This is a genomic window from Pokkaliibacter sp. MBI-7, assembly GCF_029846635.1.
Lineage (GTDB): Bacteria > Pseudomonadota > Gammaproteobacteria > Pseudomonadales > Balneatricaceae > Pokkaliibacter.
Genome location: NZ_JARVTG010000001.1, coordinates 2,826,257 through 2,843,922 on the forward strand (window position 1 = coordinate 2,826,257; position 17,666 = coordinate 2,843,922).

At 59.7% G+C, this 17,666-nt stretch carries 19 protein-coding genes; 10 read left to right on the top strand and 9 right to left on the bottom strand.

All coding sequences use genetic code 11. The annotated features are described in order from the left end of the window. The first annotated feature begins 68 nt into the window (after positions 1-68). The 6 genes from rhaS (at position 69) to QCD60_RS12675 (ending at position 6,565) form a co-directional block, all read left to right on the top strand. Positions 69-1,064, top strand: coding sequence for a rhamnose ABC transporter substrate-binding protein (rhaS, locus tag QCD60_RS12650; RefSeq protein ID WP_279785775.1), 996 nt, complete (start codon positions 69-71; stop codon positions 1,062-1,064). 114 nt (positions 1,065-1,178) lie between these two features. Further along, entirely contained in the window at positions 1,179-2,726 is a 1,548-nt protein-coding gene (locus QCD60_RS12655; protein WP_279785776.1) for a sugar ABC transporter ATP-binding protein, read from the top strand. After that, positions 2,710-3,723 (top strand): ABC transporter permease, encoded by a 1,014-nt coding sequence (locus tag QCD60_RS12660; RefSeq protein WP_279785778.1) that lies wholly within the window; start codon positions 2,710-2,712, stop codon positions 3,721-3,723. The genes QCD60_RS12655 and QCD60_RS12660 overlap by 17 nt, the downstream gene beginning before the upstream one ends. Before the next feature lie 35 nt (positions 3,724-3,758). Continuing rightward, positions 3,759-4,787 carry an ABC transporter permease gene (locus QCD60_RS12665; RefSeq protein ID WP_279785781.1) on the top strand — a complete coding sequence of 343 codons (1,029 nt, stop codon included), beginning with the start codon at positions 3,759-3,761 and terminating at the stop codon, positions 4,785-4,787. Further along, on the top strand, positions 4,787-5,101 hold the full coding sequence (locus QCD60_RS12670) for an L-rhamnose mutarotase (RefSeq protein ID WP_279785782.1): 315 nt from the start codon (positions 4,787-4,789) through the stop codon (positions 5,099-5,101). Before QCD60_RS12665 ends, QCD60_RS12670 begins: the two co-directional genes overlap by 1 nt. Before the next feature lie 39 nt (positions 5,102-5,140). Continuing rightward, positions 5,141-6,565 carry an FGGY family carbohydrate kinase gene (locus QCD60_RS12675; RefSeq protein WP_279785786.1) on the top strand — a complete coding sequence of 475 codons (1,425 nt, stop codon included), beginning with the start codon at positions 5,141-5,143 and terminating at the stop codon, positions 6,563-6,565. Positions 6,566-6,615: 50 nt separating this feature from the next. Here the strand turns inward: QCD60_RS12675 and QCD60_RS12680 are convergent, their stop codons facing one another. The 6 genes from QCD60_RS12680 to QCD60_RS12705 form a co-directional block, all read right to left on the bottom strand. Beyond that, positions 6,616-7,434, bottom strand: coding sequence for a DUF3037 domain-containing protein (locus tag QCD60_RS12680; RefSeq protein ID WP_279785789.1), 819 nt, complete (start codon positions 7,432-7,434; stop codon positions 6,616-6,618). After that, the gene (locus QCD60_RS12685; protein ID WP_279785792.1) at positions 7,431-8,159 is read right to left on the bottom strand and encodes a HipA family kinase; all 729 of its coding nucleotides are present in this window, start codon (positions 8,157-8,159) and stop codon (positions 7,431-7,433) included. Before QCD60_RS12685 ends, QCD60_RS12680 begins: the two co-directional genes overlap by 4 nt. A 126-nt stretch (positions 8,160-8,285) precedes the next feature. Beyond that, the gene (locus tag QCD60_RS12690; RefSeq protein WP_279785795.1) at positions 8,286-8,993 is read right to left on the bottom strand and encodes a glutathione S-transferase N-terminal domain-containing protein; all 708 of its coding nucleotides are present in this window, start codon (positions 8,991-8,993) and stop codon (positions 8,286-8,288) included. 65 nt (positions 8,994-9,058) lie between these two features. Further along, positions 9,059-9,664, bottom strand: coding sequence for a DNA-3-methyladenine glycosylase I (locus tag QCD60_RS12695; protein WP_279785797.1), 606 nt, complete (start codon positions 9,662-9,664; stop codon positions 9,059-9,061). A gap of 223 nt (positions 9,665-9,887) precedes the next feature. After that, the gene (locus QCD60_RS12700) at positions 9,888-10,148 is read right to left on the bottom strand and encodes a hypothetical protein (RefSeq protein WP_104152721.1); all 261 of its coding nucleotides are present in this window, start codon (positions 10,146-10,148) and stop codon (positions 9,888-9,890) included. Between the two features lie 154 nt (positions 10,149-10,302). Beyond that, positions 10,303-11,754 carry a PLP-dependent aminotransferase family protein gene (locus QCD60_RS12705; RefSeq protein WP_279785800.1) on the bottom strand — a complete coding sequence of 484 codons (1,452 nt, stop codon included), beginning with the start codon at positions 11,752-11,754 and terminating at the stop codon, positions 10,303-10,305. A gap of 222 nt (positions 11,755-11,976) precedes the next feature. On the opposite strand from QCD60_RS12705, the gene QCD60_RS12710 reads away from it, so the two are divergent. The 4 genes from QCD60_RS12710 to QCD60_RS12725 all read left to right on the top strand — a co-directional run bounded on the left by QCD60_RS12710 (position 11,977) and on the right by QCD60_RS12725 (position 14,834). Further along, on the top strand, positions 11,977-12,621 hold the full coding sequence (locus tag QCD60_RS12710; RefSeq protein ID WP_279785802.1) for a pyridoxamine 5'-phosphate oxidase family protein: 645 nt from the start codon (positions 11,977-11,979) through the stop codon (positions 12,619-12,621). Next, positions 12,618-13,064 (top strand): GNAT family N-acetyltransferase, encoded by a 447-nt coding sequence (locus QCD60_RS12715; RefSeq protein WP_279785804.1) that lies wholly within the window; start codon positions 12,618-12,620, stop codon positions 13,062-13,064. Before QCD60_RS12710 ends, QCD60_RS12715 begins: the two co-directional genes overlap by 4 nt. Positions 13,065-13,101: 37 nt before the next feature. After that, entirely contained in the window at positions 13,102-13,737 is a 636-nt protein-coding gene (locus QCD60_RS12720) for an FMN-binding negative transcriptional regulator (protein ID WP_279785807.1), read from the top strand. A gap of 185 nt (positions 13,738-13,922) precedes the next feature. Continuing rightward, complete coding sequence (locus QCD60_RS12725; protein WP_279785811.1) at positions 13,923-14,834, top strand: DMT family transporter; 912 nt, start codon at positions 13,923-13,925, stop codon at positions 14,832-14,834. Between the two features lie 98 nt (positions 14,835-14,932). Here the strand turns inward: QCD60_RS12725 and QCD60_RS12730 are convergent, their stop codons facing one another. From QCD60_RS12730 to QCD60_RS12740, 3 genes are all read right to left on the bottom strand, one after another. Beyond that, positions 14,933-15,124, bottom strand: coding sequence for a hypothetical protein (locus tag QCD60_RS12730; RefSeq protein WP_279785815.1), 192 nt, complete (start codon positions 15,122-15,124; stop codon positions 14,933-14,935). 290 nt (positions 15,125-15,414) lie between these two features. After that, entirely contained in the window at positions 15,415-15,963 is a 549-nt protein-coding gene (locus tag QCD60_RS12735; RefSeq protein WP_279785818.1) for a hypothetical protein, read from the bottom strand. A gap of 94 nt (positions 15,964-16,057) precedes the next feature. Then, a complete protein-coding gene (locus tag QCD60_RS12740) occupies positions 16,058-17,545 on the bottom strand; it encodes an AMP nucleosidase (protein WP_279785820.1) in 1,488 nt (495 codons plus the stop codon). Positions 17,546-17,666 lie beyond the last annotated feature (121 nt).

A 17,666-nucleotide genomic window follows, 5' to 3' on the forward strand; every position in this document is an offset into this window, starting at 1 on the left:
AAAACGTAGTACTCCACAGCCTGCAAGGCGGTCGGCCATTGAACAAAAACAACAAATGGAGACTAGCTATGCGATTGAAGACACTCCTTACCTGCGCAATTACCAGTGCAGCGCTGGCCTTTGGTGGTCTGGCGCAAGCCAAGGAAGTAAAGATTGCGCTGGTGGTGAAGGCCCTCGGTATCGGCTTCTTTGAGGCCGCCAACAATGGTGCGCAGGAGGCCGCCAAGGAGCTGGGCGATGTGCAGGTGATCTACACCGGCCCGACCAGTACCACCGCTGAAGGCCAGATTGAAGTCATCAACTCCCTGATTGCCCAGCGCGTTGACGCCATTGCCGTGTCAGCCAATGACACGGATGCGCTGGTACCCATTCTGAAGAAGGCCCAGCAACGCGGTATCAAGGTTATTTCCTGGGATTCCGGCGTAGCGAAAGACGGCCGGCAGATTCACCTGAACCCGTCGAGCAACCAGCTGATCGGTGAAATGAACGACAAGCTGGCGGTTGAGGCGATCAAGGCCAGCGGCGCCGCTGACGGTGAAGTGGCCATCCTCAGCGCTACCCCCACCTCCACCAACCAGAACATCTGGATCGACGAAATGAAAAAGGCGTCGGCCCAGTATCCGGCGATGAAAATTGTCACCACCGTTTACGGTGATGATCTGGCCGACAAGAGCTACCGCGAAACCGTCGGCCTGCTGAAAACCTATCCTGAGCTGAAAGCCATCGTCGCTCCCACCTCTGTGGGCATCGTGGCGGCCGCACAGGCCGTGCAGGATCAGGGTAAGGTCGGCAAGGTCTATGTCACCGGGCTGGGGCTGCCCTCCGAGCTGGCAGGGCATGTCGAGGCCGGCGCGGTGAAAAGTTTCGCCATCTGGAATCCTATCGATCTGGGCTACGCCGCCACCATGATTGCCTACAATCTGGTAGAGGGTAAGGCGACCGACAAAGAAGTGGGCATGGGCCGTCTGGGCATGGCTAAGCTCGATGCCGATGGCAACGCGGCGATGGGCGACCCCTTCGTCTACGATGCGTCCAACGTCGGCAAGTTCGCCAAGATATTCTGATACCCGCATACCGTTCAGTGCCTTCTGGCCCCGCTGCAGTGTGCAGCGCGGCCGGCTGGTGGCTGCGCCGGGTGCGCTCCGCCTTCAGTCATCAATAAAAAAGATAAAACGCCTATGACCGACCTGACGCCTGTGTTCTCCCTGCGGGGGATCACCAAGACCTTTCCCGGGGTCAAAGCCCTGGACAATGTGCAGCTCGACCTCTATCCGGGTCAGGTGACCGCCCTGATCGGTGAGAATGGCGCGGGCAAGTCGACCCTGGTCAAGACTATGACCGGCATTTACCAGCCGGATGAGGGCCGCATTCTGTTTCACGAGCAGCCGGTACGGCTGGCTTCACCGGATGATGCGCACCAGCTGGGTATCACCGCCATCCATCAGGAAACCGTGCTGTTTGACGAGCTGAGCGTCACCGAAAATATTTTCGCCGGGCACTACCTGTATCGCGACGGCCTGTTCGGCAGCCGCTGGCTGCGCCGTCTGGACTGGCCCGCCATGCACGAGCAGGCACGGGCCATCCTGCAGCGGATTGATGCGCCGCTTGATCCTCACGCCGTGCTGAAAGACCTCAGCATTGGTCAGCGCCATATGGTTGCCATTGCCCGGGCGCTGTCGGTGGAGGCGCAGGTGGTGATTCTCGATGAGCCAACGGCTGCTCTGTCTCACCATGAAATCCACGAACTCTATGCCATCGTCGAGCGCCTCAGGCAGCAGGGTAAGGCGATCCTGTTCATTTCTCATAAGTTCGACGAAATTTTCGCCATTGCCGACCGCTATACGGTATTTCGTGACGGCTGCTATATCGCTGATGGCCTGATCAGCCAGACCGATGAAGCGGAGCTGGTGACCCTGATGGTCGGCCGCTCGGTCAGTGAGGCCTATCCCAAACAGATCTGTGCGCTGGGCGAGACGGTGCTTGAAGTAGATGGGCTGAGCCATCCGACCGAGTTTGCGGATATTTCCTTCAGCCTGCGTCAGGGTGAAATTCTCGGCTTCTACGGGCTGGTGGGCGCCGGGCGCAGTGAAGTCATGCATGCTCTGTTCGGCATTACCCGGCCCAGTGCCGGCACTATTCGTCTGCGCGGCCAGACGCTGGCGCTCAGGGCGCCGGCGGATGCCATCGCCGCCGGTATCGTCTATGTGCCGGAAGAGCGGCAGAAGCAGGGGGCGGTCGTGGATATGCCTATTGTGCATAACATCAGCCTGCCACAACTGGCGGCGCTCAACCCCTCAGGTTTCCTCCATGCCGGGCGCGAATGGCAGCTGGCCGATGATTATGCCCGGCGCCTGCAGGTGAAGGCTGCCAGCTGGCAGCAGGCCGTGGGCACCCTGTCCGGCGGTAACCAGCAGAAGGTGGTGATTGGGAAGTGGCTGGCTACCAGCCCGACGGTCATCATTCTTGATGAGCCCACCAAGGGCATCGATATTGGCTCCAAGGCGGCCGTGCATCAGTTTATGTCGGAGCTGGTGGCACAGGGGCTGGCGGTGATCATGGTGTCGTCGGAGCTGCCGGAAGTGATGGGCATGGCTGATCGCATCATCGTTATGCATGAAGGGCTGATTGTGGCGGAATACCCCGCCGGGACGGCCACCGCGGAGCAAATCGTGCGGGCGGCCAGCGGTGCCGACAGTGAGGAGGTACGTCATGCTCGGGTCGCCTGAATGTCGCTGGCAGCCGGCGCGGCTGCTGCGTCAGCGGGAAATGCTGCTGGCGCTGGTGATTGTGGTGATGACGCTGGCGATTGGTGCCATCACCCCTGACTTCCTCGCTCCGGGCAACCTGCGTGGGGTATTCAATGACACGTCAATCCTGATCATTCTCGCCCTCGGGCAGATGCTGGTGATTCTGACCCGCTGTATCGACCTGTCGGTGGCCGCCAATCTGGCGCTGACCGGCATGATGGTGGCCCTGCTCAACTTCCATTATCCCCAGCTGCCACTGGCGCTGCTGATTGCGCTGGCAACCCTCGCTGGTCTGCTGCTGGGGGCCGTCAATGGTGTCCTGGTGTGGAAGCTGAAGATTCCCGCCATTGTCGTCACCCTCGGCAGTATGAGTATCTACCGCGGCATCATCTTTCTGCTCACCGATGGCAGCTGGATCAATGCACACCAGATGAGTCAGAACTTTATCGAACTGCCACGGCAAAGCCTGCTGGGCCTGCCGCTGCTGAGCTGGTGTGGCCTGCTGATGATGGTGCTGGTGTGGGTGTTCCTGCGCTTCAGCCGTCGTGGTCGGGCGCTGTTTGCCGCCGGTGGCAACCCGACCGCCGCCTTCTATACCGGCATTGATGTTGGCCGCACCCAGTTCATGAGCTTCTGTCTGTCCGGGGCACTGGCTGGCTTCTGCGGTTACCTGTGGATTTCCCGCTATGCGGTGGCCTATGTCGACATCGCCAGTGGTTTCGAGCTGCAGGTGATCGCCGCCTGCGTCATCGGCGGGGTCAGCATCATGGGCGGGCTGGGTTCAGTCGCGGGCTGTGTGCTGGGAGCGCTGTTCCTCGGCGTGATCAACAACGCCCTGCCGGTGATCGGTGTGTCACCGTTCTGGCAGATGGCTATCTCCGGCGCCGTCATCATCGTCGCTGTGCTGATCAATGCCCGTTCCGAACAACGTCAGGGCCGCATCATCCTGCGACGCGCCCTGCAACCGCTGCACTGAGCATCGGCGCGAGCTGCCGCCAAGGAGACAACAACATGGCCAAAGTGCTTTCAACCGCTGCCCTCAGCCATAATGAGACCGCCATGAACGCTGCCAGTACTTCTCTGCTGCAACGCCTGGCCTGCTGGGAAACCTTCCTGCTGCTGGTCACGGTAGCGGTGTTTTTTATCAATGCCGCTGCGTCACCGTATTTTCTCGATGTGTGGAATCTGTCCGATGCCACCTTCAACTTCACCGAAAAGGCCATCATCGTGCTGCCGATGGCGATGCTGATCATCGCCCGTGAAATTGACCTGTCGGTGGCGTCGATCATTGCCCTCAGCTCTACCCTGATGGGCTTCTGCGCCCAGCAGGGCATGGCGACACCCCTGCTGGTGGTGGTCGGGCTGGCTACCGGGCTGGCCTGCGGGCTGCTTAACGGACTGCTGGTGACGCGGTTTGGCCTGTCATCCATCGTCGTCACTATCGGCAACATGAGCCTGTTCCGCGGCATGACCTACATCCTGCTCGGTGATCAGGTGCTGAACCAGTATCCGGCCAGCTTTGCCTACTTTGGTCAGGGCTACGTCTACTGGGCGTTTTCTTTCGAGTTTGTGCTGTTTCTCGCACTGGCCGTGCTGTTCTACATCACCCTGCACCGTACCAACTTCGGCCGGCGTACCTATGCCATCGGCAACAATCCGGTGGCGGCCTACTACTCTGGCATTAATGTCAGCCGCCATAAGCTGGTGCTGTTTGTGCTGGTAGGGGTGTTGTCAGGACTGGCCAGTATTCTGCTGACCTCGCGGCTGGGCAGCACCCGGCCCACCATCGCCCTCGGCTGGGAGCTGAGTGTGGTGACCATGGCGGTGCTGGGTGGCGTCAATATTCTCGGCGGCGCCGGCAGTATCAGCGGGGTGGTGATTGCAGCCTTTCTGATGGGGCTGGTGACCTTTGGTCTGGGCCTGCTCAATGTGCCCGGTATTGTCATGTCCGTCATCGTCGGGGCGATGCTGATTGTAGTGATCAGTCTGCCGATCATCAGTAAACAACTCCTGTCCAGACGACAGGGAGGAGCAGGGTGATGCGCTATGCCTCAGTGATGCAGCTGTTCCCAGGCTGTGCAGCGGAATATCGCCAGCGTCATGATGCCATCTGGCCAGAACTGGTCGCGCTGCTGCAGGGGTATGGCATTGGCGACTACCACATCTGGCTGGAGGACGAGAGTGGCCGGCTGTTCGCCAGTTTTGAAGCATCCGCTGAACTCGACACGGCCGCGTTGAAGCAGGAGCCGGTGATGCAGCGCTGGTGGGCAATGATGGCCGATATCATGCAGACGCAACCGGGTTCCAATGAACCCTGGGCCCGGGCGCTGCAGCCGATGTTCTATCTGGCCTGAGAGGGACATGACGTGGGTAAGGCAGAGCAGGGACATCCGATGAACAGGGGCATCGCGGCGCAGGCCAGCCGGCCGGCGGTGATCGTGGTGCTGGATATCGGCAAGACTAATATCAAGCTTGCCGCACTGACGCTGGACGGCGGGCGCTGTCTGCAGACACTGCGCCGCGCCAATGGCGTTGAGGCCGGAGTGCTCGGCTACGCGCAGGTCGATGTTGACGGTATCTGGCAGTGGCTGCTGGAGGGGCTGGCCCAGCTGGCGCAGCACTATCAGATTGCCCGCATCGGCACAACCACCCACGGTGCCACTGTCGCCTGTGTCAATCCGGCGCTGGCCGGTGACGGGCTGGTATTACCGATTGCTGATTACGAGCAGGTGCTGGAAGGCAACGATGCCTATACGTCATTGCGCCCCGACTTTGCCGAGACCCTGAGCCCGGCGCTGCCCGCCGGCCTGAATCTGGCGGCTCAGCTGCACTGGCTGGCGCAGCGCTTCCCCCAGCAGTTTGCCGGCTGCCGGGTGCTGCTGATGTATCCGCAGTACTGGGGCTGGCGGCTAAGTGGCGTACTGGCCGGAGAGCGTACCTCGCTGGGCTGCCACACCGATTTATGGAGCCCGTCGCGCAACGACTATTCCTCTTTGCCTGACCGGCTGGGCTGGCGTGCACTGATGCCGGAGATCCTGCCCACCGGTGCGGTGCTGGGGGCGCTGAAACCGGCGCTGGCGGCGCAGCTGGGGATTGGCGAAGACTGTCTGATACTGAATGGTATCCACGACAGTAACGCCTCGCTGGTGCCGCATCTGCAGCGCCGGCAGCAGCCTTTTACGGTGATTTCCAGTGGCACCTGGACGGTGATGTGTGGCGTGGGCGGAGAGCTTGCGCATCTGGACCGTCACGCCGATATGCTCTGCAACGTCGATGCCTTCGGCGGCGCGGTGCCCTGCATCCGCTTTATGGGCGGGCGCGAATGGGAGCAGCTGCGAGGTCAGCAGCCCGGCGACTGGCAGGACGCCATGAGAGTGATGGATGCAGAGGTGCTGGCCCTGCCCTGTTTTGCCCCTCAGGGCGGCCCTTTTCAGCAACGTCAGGGGCGTGTTCTCGGTGCCCTGGAGCCGCTGAGTGATAGCGAGCGCAGTGCCCTGGCGGCACTTTATTGTGCGCTGATGACTGATTACTGCCTGCGTCTGCTGGGGCAGGGCACGGCACTGGATCAGGGCGATATCATCGTCGAAGGCAGCTTTGCCAGTAACCCGCTGTATCTGCAGCTGCTGGCCAGCCTGCGTCCGCAGCAGCGGGTGCTGCAAAGTATCGACAGCACCGGCACCACCCTCGGCACCGCGCTGCTGGCAGGTACCTTCACCCTGACTGACTATGACCAGCACCTGCTGCAGGTGCCGAGCCAGCCTTGTGCTGAACTGCAGGACTACAGGCAGCAGTGGCTGCGCATGATCAGAGTGGATTGAAGAGAATGAACGACAAGTCGCCTGAAGGTTGAAAACTAAAACTCACCACATCAGGCGGTCGCAAACCTAAGTATTTCCGCTTCGTTGGCAAAGTCTGTTACAGCTAACCCAAGGCCTTTCAACTTATTGATAAAGATCCCATAGTACTTTTTATCTTGGTCAGTTTTCATGAGTCTCGGAGGCTCAACAGCAAAGAGCCATCGGGTAGGGTCGATGGCATGCGCTTTGATGACTCTTTCTGCACGATTCAACCATTGATCGCCATGTTCGACGACTTTCGTTAAAGATTGCTGATCAAAGGCTAGAGGCTTGATTGCTGCCTCAATGTGATCGTTTCTGGTGCGATGAACAAAAGGAATACTCACTTCGACAAAGCCATCAGAAACTGTGCTCTTGCTGAATTTACGAGCCCCTTCCAATTGGCGGAAACATTGACGAAGCTTAGTGTTCATTTCTTCTTCGCGGTATTTCCTGTTCACGAAGTCTCTCTGTACATAGTGCCCGAACAACTCATCTAACTTCTGCCTGATATCCTTGGCCATCACTAGTCTTACATCTGAAAATCGCACCAGTGCCTCTTTTTCCTCTGTCAGATAGTCAAAGAGCTGTTGCCGCTCACATGGGGACTTACTGCTGATCAGAGCACTTAGGCGGTTTAATTCAGCTTGGGCTGCCTTCAGGGTTGCCGCAAAAAATGTACGGTCCATTTCACTGAAGAAGTCGGTCACCCTGGACAATCTACTCGCAAGGCGAAAACAGATATCTCCTGTTGCTGGGCAGAATAGCACTACACCTACATTGGCAAACTCTTCTGTTTCAGCATAGGGTTGGAACCGCACAATTTTGTACTGGCAGGCCAACTTGATCATGCTAGCGCCCCCCAAAAAGCATCATTGTTAAATCGCAGTAGCACATCTTCAATGTTATTTATGTGTTGTTCAGAGCGGCCTTCAAGGCCCTCGATCCAAGTCGGAGGAATACTGTTCACTATGGTAGGCCAATGTGCAATAACCTGAGCCAGCTTTTCCTTGAAAGTATCTTGCACTATCAAATCTACCGGCTGCTCACGCAGTGCAGACGAAAAAATATGATTTCGTCTGCTGTCTTCAACCGAATAGGTGGAATCGAAAGCCAGATTATGATCGATGATAAAAATGTCGTTTGAGACGGTATTGATTAGCAGGTTTGGATTGCCGCCATGACTCGTTAATGTTCGGTCTTCATTCTGTATCCAGTAGTCAAAAATAAAGACCTTTAGTTGCAGCGCCGAATCGACTCCATGAACAGCTGCATGGGCGATAGGTGATGCATTTGGGATCGCCTGACTGCCAAACAGTGGGTACACAGAAAGATCACGGCGCCAGTCGAAGTTTGGGTGGCTACTATAGAGCTCTCTCGGGATCTCAAGCAGTTCTGCTTCCGGAACAGGTAAACTGAGTAGGCGTGCCAGGCGATAACAGATCCATTCGTTGATTAGCCCGGTGTAGTTAGTATTAAGACCTTTAACGTAAAACTGACGACCGTCCTCTGTTCTGCAAAGGAAAGGGTTCAGCGCACACCGATCTACCCTGCGTATGACTTCCTCGATCAGCATTTCCTGTCCCTGAATACATGCCAGACAACCATATTGATGGTGTTTCAGCCTAGACCAAAACAGTATCTCAGTCACACAGCAACGAAGTTCACAATCAATACAGACTAGTTTATCGAGGCGGTTTGCTTATGACTGTCTGGCCGGTATTTCCAGCCCGCGCTGGACGGCCGGGCGCTGCAGACAGCGCTCAAGCCAGGCCTGTACGCCGGTGAAACTGGCATAGTCCACCAGCTCGCCTGCACCATAGAATCCCACCAGATTACGTACCCAGCCCAGCAGGGCGATATCGGCAATGGTGAACTCCTCTCCCATGATCCAGCTGCGACCTTGCAGACGGGTTTCCAGCACGCCCAGCAGGCGCTTGCTTTCGCTGACATAACGCTGCAGCGGGCGTTTGTCCTCGTAGTCTTTACCGGCAAATTTGTGGAAGAAGCCGACCTGTCCAAACATTGGCCCGACCGCCGCCATCTGGAAAAACACCCATTGCAGCGTTTCGTAGCGGCCAGCCGGATCAGCGGGCATCAGCCTGCCGGTTTTCTCCGCCAGATAGAGCAGAATGGCTCCGGACTCGAACAGCGCCAGCGGCTGACCTCCGGGGCCATCGGGGTCGATGATGGCGGGAATCTTGCCGTTGGGGTTAAGGGCCAGAAACTCCGGTGTCCAGGTTTCATTGGCGCCGATATTGATGGTGTGCGGTTCATAGGCCAGCCCCAGCTCCTCCAGCGCAATGGAGACCTTGACGCCATTGGGAGTCGGCAGCGAATACAGCTGCAGGCGTTCGGGATGCTGCGCAGGCCAGCGCCGGGTAATGGGGAAAGCAGACAGATCAGACATGCAGGGGCTCCTCAGATTGTGTGGCCAGCCTGTATATAGGGACATCCACGGTGCTATCCAGTGGCTCAGGGACGGACAAACTGTTGCCGTGCTGCGCTGACTCTGTCGCGAATGACGCATTCGTGAGTGTGGTCATTGATCAGCCCCATGGACTGCAGAAAGGCGTACACCGTGGTTGGGCCAACGAATTTCCAGCCGCGCTTTTTCAGCTCCTTTGACAGGGCCACGGATTCTGCCGAGGTGGACTGGGTCTGGGGCGCGCCGAGGCTGTCGGCCGCCGGTTCGTAACGCCAGATGAAGCGGGCAAAGGAGCCTTCCCTGTCGATCAGCTCCAGCAGACGCTGGGCGTTGTTGATCACCGCTTCGATCTTGCCGCGATGACGGACGATGCCTTCGTCCTGTAGCAGCCGTTCAATCTCCACTGCGCCAAACTGGGCGACCTGATGGAAGTCGAACTGGGCAAAGGCGGCGCGGAAGTTATCACGCTTATTAAGGATGGTGCGCCAGCTCAGGCCCGACTGAAAACTTTCCAGACACAGCTTCTCAAACAGGCGGCGGTCATCGGCCACCGGGAAGCCCCATTCGTGGTCGTGATAGGGAAGAAACTCGGGAGCGCCTCCGCACCAGCGGCAGCGCGGCAGGTTATCGGGGGCAATGTAGGGATCGGTCATGTCGTTCTGCCTGTGGCGTGGGAGAGACAACAAAACCTAGGTGCCCGGGGAGTCCCTGTCAAACCGCAGCGTGAACAGTGCAGACTCGTGCGGTGGTGGGGGCGTGAGAAGAGAGAGGAGAAGAGAGGAAAACAGCGGCAGCAGTGCAGGTCACGGCTGCCGGTCAGTCAGGCACACATCATGTTGTGCCGGTGATGCGTCAGTCCCTTGATATGAAGGCGACTCAGCCTTCGGGGCGGAACAGCTTACGTGCGTTCAGTGGCCCTTTGGAGATGGTCAGCAGCCAGCTGGCCCAGCACAGCATACCCTGAGGGGCATTGCGACGAATGCGGTGATAACCCTGCCAGTTGCCTACCATCAGCCACGACATGGCCAGCGCAGTGCCATAAGGACCGGTCAGACCATCATGCATGCTGTCCAGAGCAAGCACACAGGTAACGACCAGAACAAGAACGGTGAGGCTGAGAGCGGTAGGTTTATACATGACGTGCTGCGAACCTGCGGGGTTGAATCAAGGGAGTGCCTATTGTAACGGCATCGCCATAAAAGCGAAGGGGCTTTTGGTTGAATTTTGTACAATTTGAGTGCTGTTTTGTCCTGTTCGACTCGAGCCGGTTCGCTGCACGCTCCCGGTGCGTTCAGCGTTGCCATGGCCGCTGCTCAAGCGCCTGCTGCACAATGCTCACGCCGCGATCAATCTCATCCTCACGATAACCGGCATAACCCATCACCAGCCCGCGGGCCGGGCTCTGCAGGCAGTGGGCACTGAGGGCGCGGCAACCCACTCCCTGCGTCATCAGGTACTGGCTCAGGGCGCTGTCATCGACCTCCGGCAGGCGCTGGCACAGATGCATGCCCGCTTCTGGTAAGCGACAACGCTGCTCACTGCCGACCAGCGGCAGCAGGCGCTGCCACAGATAATCACGCCGGGCGGCATAGAGCTGACGCATCTTGCGGATATGGCCAAGCAGGTTGCCGGAGGCAATAAAGCGCGCCGCCGCGGCCTGAGTATGCAGCGGCGCGTGATAGTCCACCAGCGAGCGGTAGCGACAGAAGCTGTCGACCAGATGCTCGGGCAATACCAGATAGCCCAGCCGTAATGACGGGAACATCACTTTGGCCAGCGTGCCGATGTACAGCACCCGGCCGCTCGGGTCGAGGCCCTGCATGGCAGCCAGCGGACGGCCCTCGTAGCGGTATTCGGAGTCATAATCATCTTCCAGAATCCAGCAGTTCCACTGCCGGGCCAGATCGATCAGTGCCAGCCGCCGTGCCAGAGGCAGGGTGCCGCCGGTGGGATACTGGTGTGAGGGGGTCAGGTAGATCAGCCGTGGTGCCGCCGCCTGAGCATCAGGAATCAGCCCTTCGTCATCCACCGCCATGGGCTGCAGCTGCACATCGGCGGCGATAAACCCGCCACGGGCGCCGATATAGCCGGGGTCTTCCACCCACACCCGGTCACCGGGCTCCAGACACAGTCGTGCCACCAGCTCAATGCCCTGCTGGGCGCCACTGGTCACCACCACCTGCGCTGCATCACAGCGCACCCCGCGGGATTCACGCAGATAGTCGGCCAGCGCCTGACGCAGGGGCAGATAGCCCTGTGGCTGGCCGTAATTGGCCAGCCGCCGTGGTGCGCGGCGAATATCCTGATTGAGCAGACGGCGCCATTCGGTCCAGGGGAAGGTATCCAGTTCGGGGATGCCGGGCGCCAGAATCAGCTGCGAGTTACCACCCCCGCGTCCCAGCTGGCTCAGGCGCTGGCCGCGCTGTGACAGACCGGGCAGGGTGGCCTTGCTGTCCTGCACGGTGCTGCTCTGCTGCAGGCTGTCGCTGGCCAGTGAGTTGACGAAGGTGCCGGCACCGGTGGCGCCGCGGATATAGCCCTCGGCCAGCAGCTGTTCGTAAGCCTGCATAACGGTGTTGCGGCTGATCTGCAGCTGGCTGGCGAGATGACGTGAACTGGGCAGACGGCTGTCGGCGGGCAGCTGGCCATTCAGAATACGCTGCCGGATGGCCTGATACAGCTGGCGGAAGCGCGGCACATCGCCATCAGTCAGGGCAGGCAGCATACCTTGCAGATCAAGCATAAGGACTCCTGTGCCGTTACCGGCGGTCATCGACGAATTGGCTCCATCATATTGAAAAAAGTGGACCTTTATCAGAGCCAATTGAAACGAGAAAGTAGGGCCATTGTTGCCGGGGCGTAAACACGTTCCCGGCGCTGGTTTGCAAAGGAGTGGTTGCGTTGCTCTGGCATGTGGCCGCCCTTTGACTTGATCTGTCCCAATACCGGCCTTCAGGAGACTGCCATGTCACTCAGCCCCCGTACCCGCCTGCGGCGCCTGCCCAAGCGTTCTGTTGAAGAGCGTGAGCAGGCCTACGCCATTATCGACGAATGTCTGATCTGCCACGTGGCCGGTTTCAATGGTGAGCACGCCACGGTGCTGCCGACGGCACACTGGCGCATGGGGGATTACGTCTATCTGCACGGCCATGGCAAAAACGGCCTGCTGCGACAGCTGCTGGACGGGCAGGACGCCAGTCTGTGCTTCACCCTGATCGACGGTCTGGTGCTGGCCAAGTCAGCCTTTCACCATTCGATGAACTATCGCTCGGTGGTGATGTTCGGCAAGGCTGAAGAGGTAACCGGCGCGCACAAGGCGGAAAGCATGGATGCCTTTGTCGACAAGGTTTCCCCCGGCCGGGCCGCCCAGGCCCGCCCCGGGAACGACATTGAGCTGAAGGCGACGCTGGTGCTGCGTATTCCGATCAGCGACTGGTCGTGCAAAGTGCGGGTCGGCCCTTCGTCGGACGATGCAGAAGATCTGCCGTTGCCGGTGTGGAGCGGGGTGATTCCGCTGTCACTGCAGGCCGGTGCGCCGTTACCTGATTATGCCGATGGTCCGCTGCCGGTACTGCCAGCCGGAATCACTGTTACGAAGGAGGGTGCATGATGAGCTTTACCGTTACCCTGTGGCAGCCCGAAGCGGCTGATGAGCCGCGGCTGGCCGCGCTGTTTAACGTCTTTCAGGTGCTGCGTCCGCATCTGGATCTGCATGAATTCAGCCAGCGTGTCTGTCGTCAGGCGGCTGAAGGCTATCGCATCGCCTATATTGAGGAAGGCGGACAGGTACTGGCGGTTGCCGGGTTCCGGGTCGTGCACTTTCTGGCCTGGGGCCGGGTGCTCTATCTGGATGATCTGGTCACCGACCCGGGCCAGAAGCGCCGTGGTCTGGCAGGTGCGCTGCTGGACTGGCTGAAGCAACATGCGGCGGCAGAGGGCTGCACCGAGCTGCATCTCGACAGCGGCTACCAGCGCCACGATGCCCATCGTCTGTATCTGAATCAGGGCATGGTGATGAACTGTCATCACTTTGCTGTGCCGGTCAAAGCCTGACCGGTCGTTAACGATCCTGCGAGCCACAGAGACTGCCATGTACCTACCCAAGCATTTTGACCAGTCCGACCCCCAGCCACTGCAGCAGGTCATGCAGGATTTCCCGCTGGCGACCCTGATCACCCTTGGTCCGCAGGGCTTGCTGGCCAACCCGCTGCCGTTGTTGTGGCTGCCTGCCGAAGAGGGGGGCGGGCGTCTGCAGGGGCATGTGGCGCGGGCTAACCCGCTGTGGCAGGACAGTGATCTGAGCGTCGAGGCGCTGGCGGTGTTCAGTGCCGGTGATGCTTACATCTCACCCAACTGGTACCCCGGCAAGCTGCAGCATGGCAAAGCCGTGCCGACCTGGAACTATGTGACGGTACAGGCCCGCGGCCCGCTGCGCATCATCGATGATCGTGACTGGCTGCGGGATCTGGTTGGCCGTCTGACAGATCAGCATGAGCAGGGGCGGCAGACACCCTGGCAGGTCAGTGATGCCCCGGCGGACTATATTGATGCCATGCTCAGGGCCATCGTCGGTATCGAGATTGAGGTGCGCGAGCTGACCGGCAAGTGGAAAGTCAGCCAGAATCAGCAGGCTGCCAACCGTCAGGGCGTGATTGATGCTCTGCAGCAGCAGGGCGATGCGGGTAGCATGTACATGGCGGAGCAGGTGCAGGCGGCCAGCGCCTGACCCCGTTCGCGGCGTACCATCAGCGCTCTGCCTGCGGCAGGTCGGCAGTCGCAACGGTAGATTGCATGCAAAATGGTCGACTTGGCTGCGGCTGGCAGGTTTAATAGCGCCGGTTTTGCCCGGCCCGCTGGTCGCGACAAACCAGATAATCACCCTCATGCCCGCCCAATCTGCACGAGTTCGCCATGGCCACGCCGATTCCTCCCGCCATTCGTCAGCCCCTTGATCGCACCGCCGTCAGTGTCATGGTGGTGCTCTGCACCATCTGGGCTTCCCAGACCATCATGATCAAGCTGGCCTCACCGGATATGGGCAATGTGGCGCAGGTGGGGATTCGCTCCGTCGGTGCCACCCTGCTGCTGTGGTGCTATGCACTGTGGTCAGGTGACCGGCTGTGGCAGAAGGATGGCAGCCTGCGCCCCGGTCTGCTGGCGGGCTTTCTGTTTGCCATGGAGTTTGTCTGCGTCACCTTTGGCCTGATGCTGACCTCCGCCACCCATGTGGCGGTGTTTCTCTATACGGCACCCTTATTCTCCGCACTGGGGCTGCATTTTCTGGTGCCCGGTGAGCAGCTCAGCCGTCGTCAGTGGGTGGGCATGGGGCTGGCGTTCGCCGGTCTGGCGCTGGCCATGTCCGATGGCTTTCTGGCCCAGCAGGGCATTGACTGGCGGATGTTTGCCGGGGATCTGATCGGGCTGGCGGGTGGTGCGTTCTGGGGAGTCACTACGGTGGCGATCCGCGCCTCTGCCCTGTCGGAGGTGTCGCCGGTGAAGACGCTGATGTACGAGCTGGGGTTCACCGGTGTCCTGCTGACACCCATGGCCTGGCTGCTGGGCGAGTTCGACAGCTTCCACTTCACCCTGACTTCCAGCCTCAGTCTGGCCTATCAGACCACCATCCTGTGTTCGGCCAGCTATCTGGGCTGGCTGATCCTGCTGCGACGTTATCTGGCCACGCGGCTGGCGGTGTTCTCGTTTCTCACGCCGATCATCGCGGCGGTATTCGGCTGGCTGATTCTGGGCGATGCCATTTCCCATTCCTTTATCGGCGGCGGGGTGCTGGTGATGCTGGGTATCATGGTGGTGAACCGGCGTTAGTGTGGCTGCAGGCCGTCTTTGAGGTGCAGATAAACCTCATCCTGATCACGCTTGCCGGCCGCCAGAGCCAAAGCCACGCTGTCATTGCCTGTCACCTTTCAGGCCAGACGATAGCCTGCAGCACGTAATCTGATCGTGCAGGCGTTGTCATAGCCACATAACCGGGCGGCTGGCGCATGGGGAGTTTCCAGCCGCTCTACGCGCTTTTTCTTGAGCTGACTTTTGATGGCAGGGGCCAGTTTCTCCCATTCCCTGAGCACTTCTGGCAGCAGTGTGAGCTTACAGGTCATCCCGACTGATCTCGATGGCTTGCTCCCTCATTATTGTCCGGCGCGCTTCTACTCCCTTTCCCAGCTCATGATCATCAATCCTCTCCAGCAGCCATTCGCAGCTTTTGCCGGAATCAGACAGGCCACTGGTTTGTTGTGGTTGAGGATGGCAATAGGGGCTCCACCAGACTGCCTTCAGCAGTGCAGATGGCTTTTTTCAACCCGGAGATCCTGACTGAATAATCAGCAAGAGCCTGATACATGGCAGACGTCCGAATATGACCAAAACGCCTGCCGGGCTCAGCCACGTGTCAGATGGAACCGACAGCGCCGTGATGCCGCACAAGCTCATCCCATTCCTGCCAGAAGCGCAGCCATAAAGACGCCTCATCATGGTCCAGCGGCTCCTTGTCCGGGCTGTCCAGATAATACTGCCGTATCTGGGCGGCCAGGGTCAGGACGGCGTTGTGCCAGTCGGCACGGGCGATGACGATCTGCTGATCGGCGATGGTCAGCTCAATCTGCGCATCGGCCAGATGCCTGATCCATATTTCCACGCCGCCACCGCAGCCCTGTATTTCAATGCACGGCTGGTCGGCAAAGCTCAGCAGATCGAAGCCGCAACAGGGAATCAGCGCGTTATAGGGTGCCAGCGGTTGCTGACGGCTGTGATCCCGCCCGAGACTGCGCAGCAGGTGCAGGCCTGCGGCACTAAGGGTCCAGGCACCCTGTGACGGGTGCAGCAAGGTGATGTTTCCGACTTGCAGACGCAGTGTGCCGTGCAGGCAGTAATCGCTGCTGGCGTCGCCCATCCAGTGCAGATCAGAGGCCTGTAACAGCAGGGGGGTGGGGCTGGTCATAGTGCTTGCCTGTCCGTGGTGAGATGAAGATCACTGCAGGGCTCTGCGGTGATGGCACCATAAAGCCCTGACAGCGTGTTCACGATCCGGCTGTTTACTGGAACGCCGTCTCGACAAAGCTGCGCAGTTTGCGGGAGTGCAGCCGTTCCGGCGGCATGGCGCGCAGTTTCTCCATGGCCAGCATGCCGATTTCCAGATGCTGGCTGACCTGACGACGATAGAAGTCGCTGGCCATCCCGGGCAGTTTCAGCTCGCCGTGCAGTGGCTTGTCAGATACGCACAGCAGCGTGCCGTAAGGCACACGGAAGCGGAAGCCATTGGCGGCAATGGTGGCTGACTCCATGTCCAGTGCGATGGCGCGTGACTGGGAGAAGCGCTCCACCGGCTCACGGTGATCACGCAGTTCCCAGTTACGGTTATCGATGGTGGCGACGGTGCCGGTGCGCATGATCTTTTTCAGATCCCAGCCATCCAGCCCGGTGATGTCTTCCACCGCCTGCTCCAGCGCTACCTGCACTTCCGCCAGTGGCGGGATCGGCACCCAGGTCGGCAGGTCGGCATCCAGTACGTGATCTTCGCGCACATAACCGTGGGCCAGCACGTAGTCGCCCAGCTTCTGAGTATTACGCAGACCGGCGCAGTGGCCGAGCATCAGCCAGGCGTGAGGGCGCAGCACAGCAATGTGGTCAGTGATGGTTTTGGCGTTGGACGGGCCGACACCGATATTGACCAGCGTAATGCCGGAGTTGTCCTTGCGCACCAGATGGTAGGCCGGCATCTGGGGCTGACGGGCGGGGGCGCTGCCCTCGCTGGGGGTGCTGTCGCCGGAGCGGGTAATCAGATTGCCCGGTTCGATAAACGCCTCATAGTCGCTGTTGCCATCGGCCATCATCTGTCGCGCCTTGGCTGCAAACTCATCGACATAGAAGGCGTAGTTGGTGAACAGCACGTAGTTCTGGAAGTGCTGTGGGCGGGTGGCGGTGTAGTGCTGCAGGCGGTACAGCGAGTAGTCCACCCGCGGGCCGGTAAAGGGGGCCAGCGGCATCGGTGCACCGGGGTGCAGCTCTATCGTGCCGTTGACGATGGCATCGTCCATGATGGCCAGATCAGGCACGTCAAAGATGTCACGCAGGGCCTTGGGCAGGTTTTCCACCGCTTCGCCGTCCACGTAGGCGGTCTCATCAAAAGCGAAATGCAGCGCGATGGGCACATCGCTTTCACCGATTTCCACTTCAGTGTCGTGGTTGTGAATCAGCAGGGACAGCTGTTCCTTCAGATAGCTGCGGTACAGCGACGGGCGGGAGATGGTGCTGGTATAAATGCCGGGGCCGGGGACGTAACCGTAGGCCAGACGGGAGTCGATGGCAGTGTGGCTGGTGCTGACGAAGCGGATCATGGGATAGCAGGCGCGCAGCCGGCCATCAGGTATCTGGCCGCTGACGACTGCGTCAAAGCGCTGGCGCAGCCAGGCGGTGTTGCGGTCGTAGATCTGTTCCAGACGGGCAACGGCGCTGGCGGCATCCCGGAAGGACTCAAAGCCGATGGGATCGGGGCTTTCGATGCTGGGGAAGATGTCTGCCATGTTCGTTCCTTGGCTATGCGGGTGATACGTCGCAGCATACAGACGCGGTGGCGCGCCCGTTCTGCTGTCGCTGACCTCAGTGTGGCCTGTGGCGAGTGATTTGGCTATGGTGAGGCAGGAT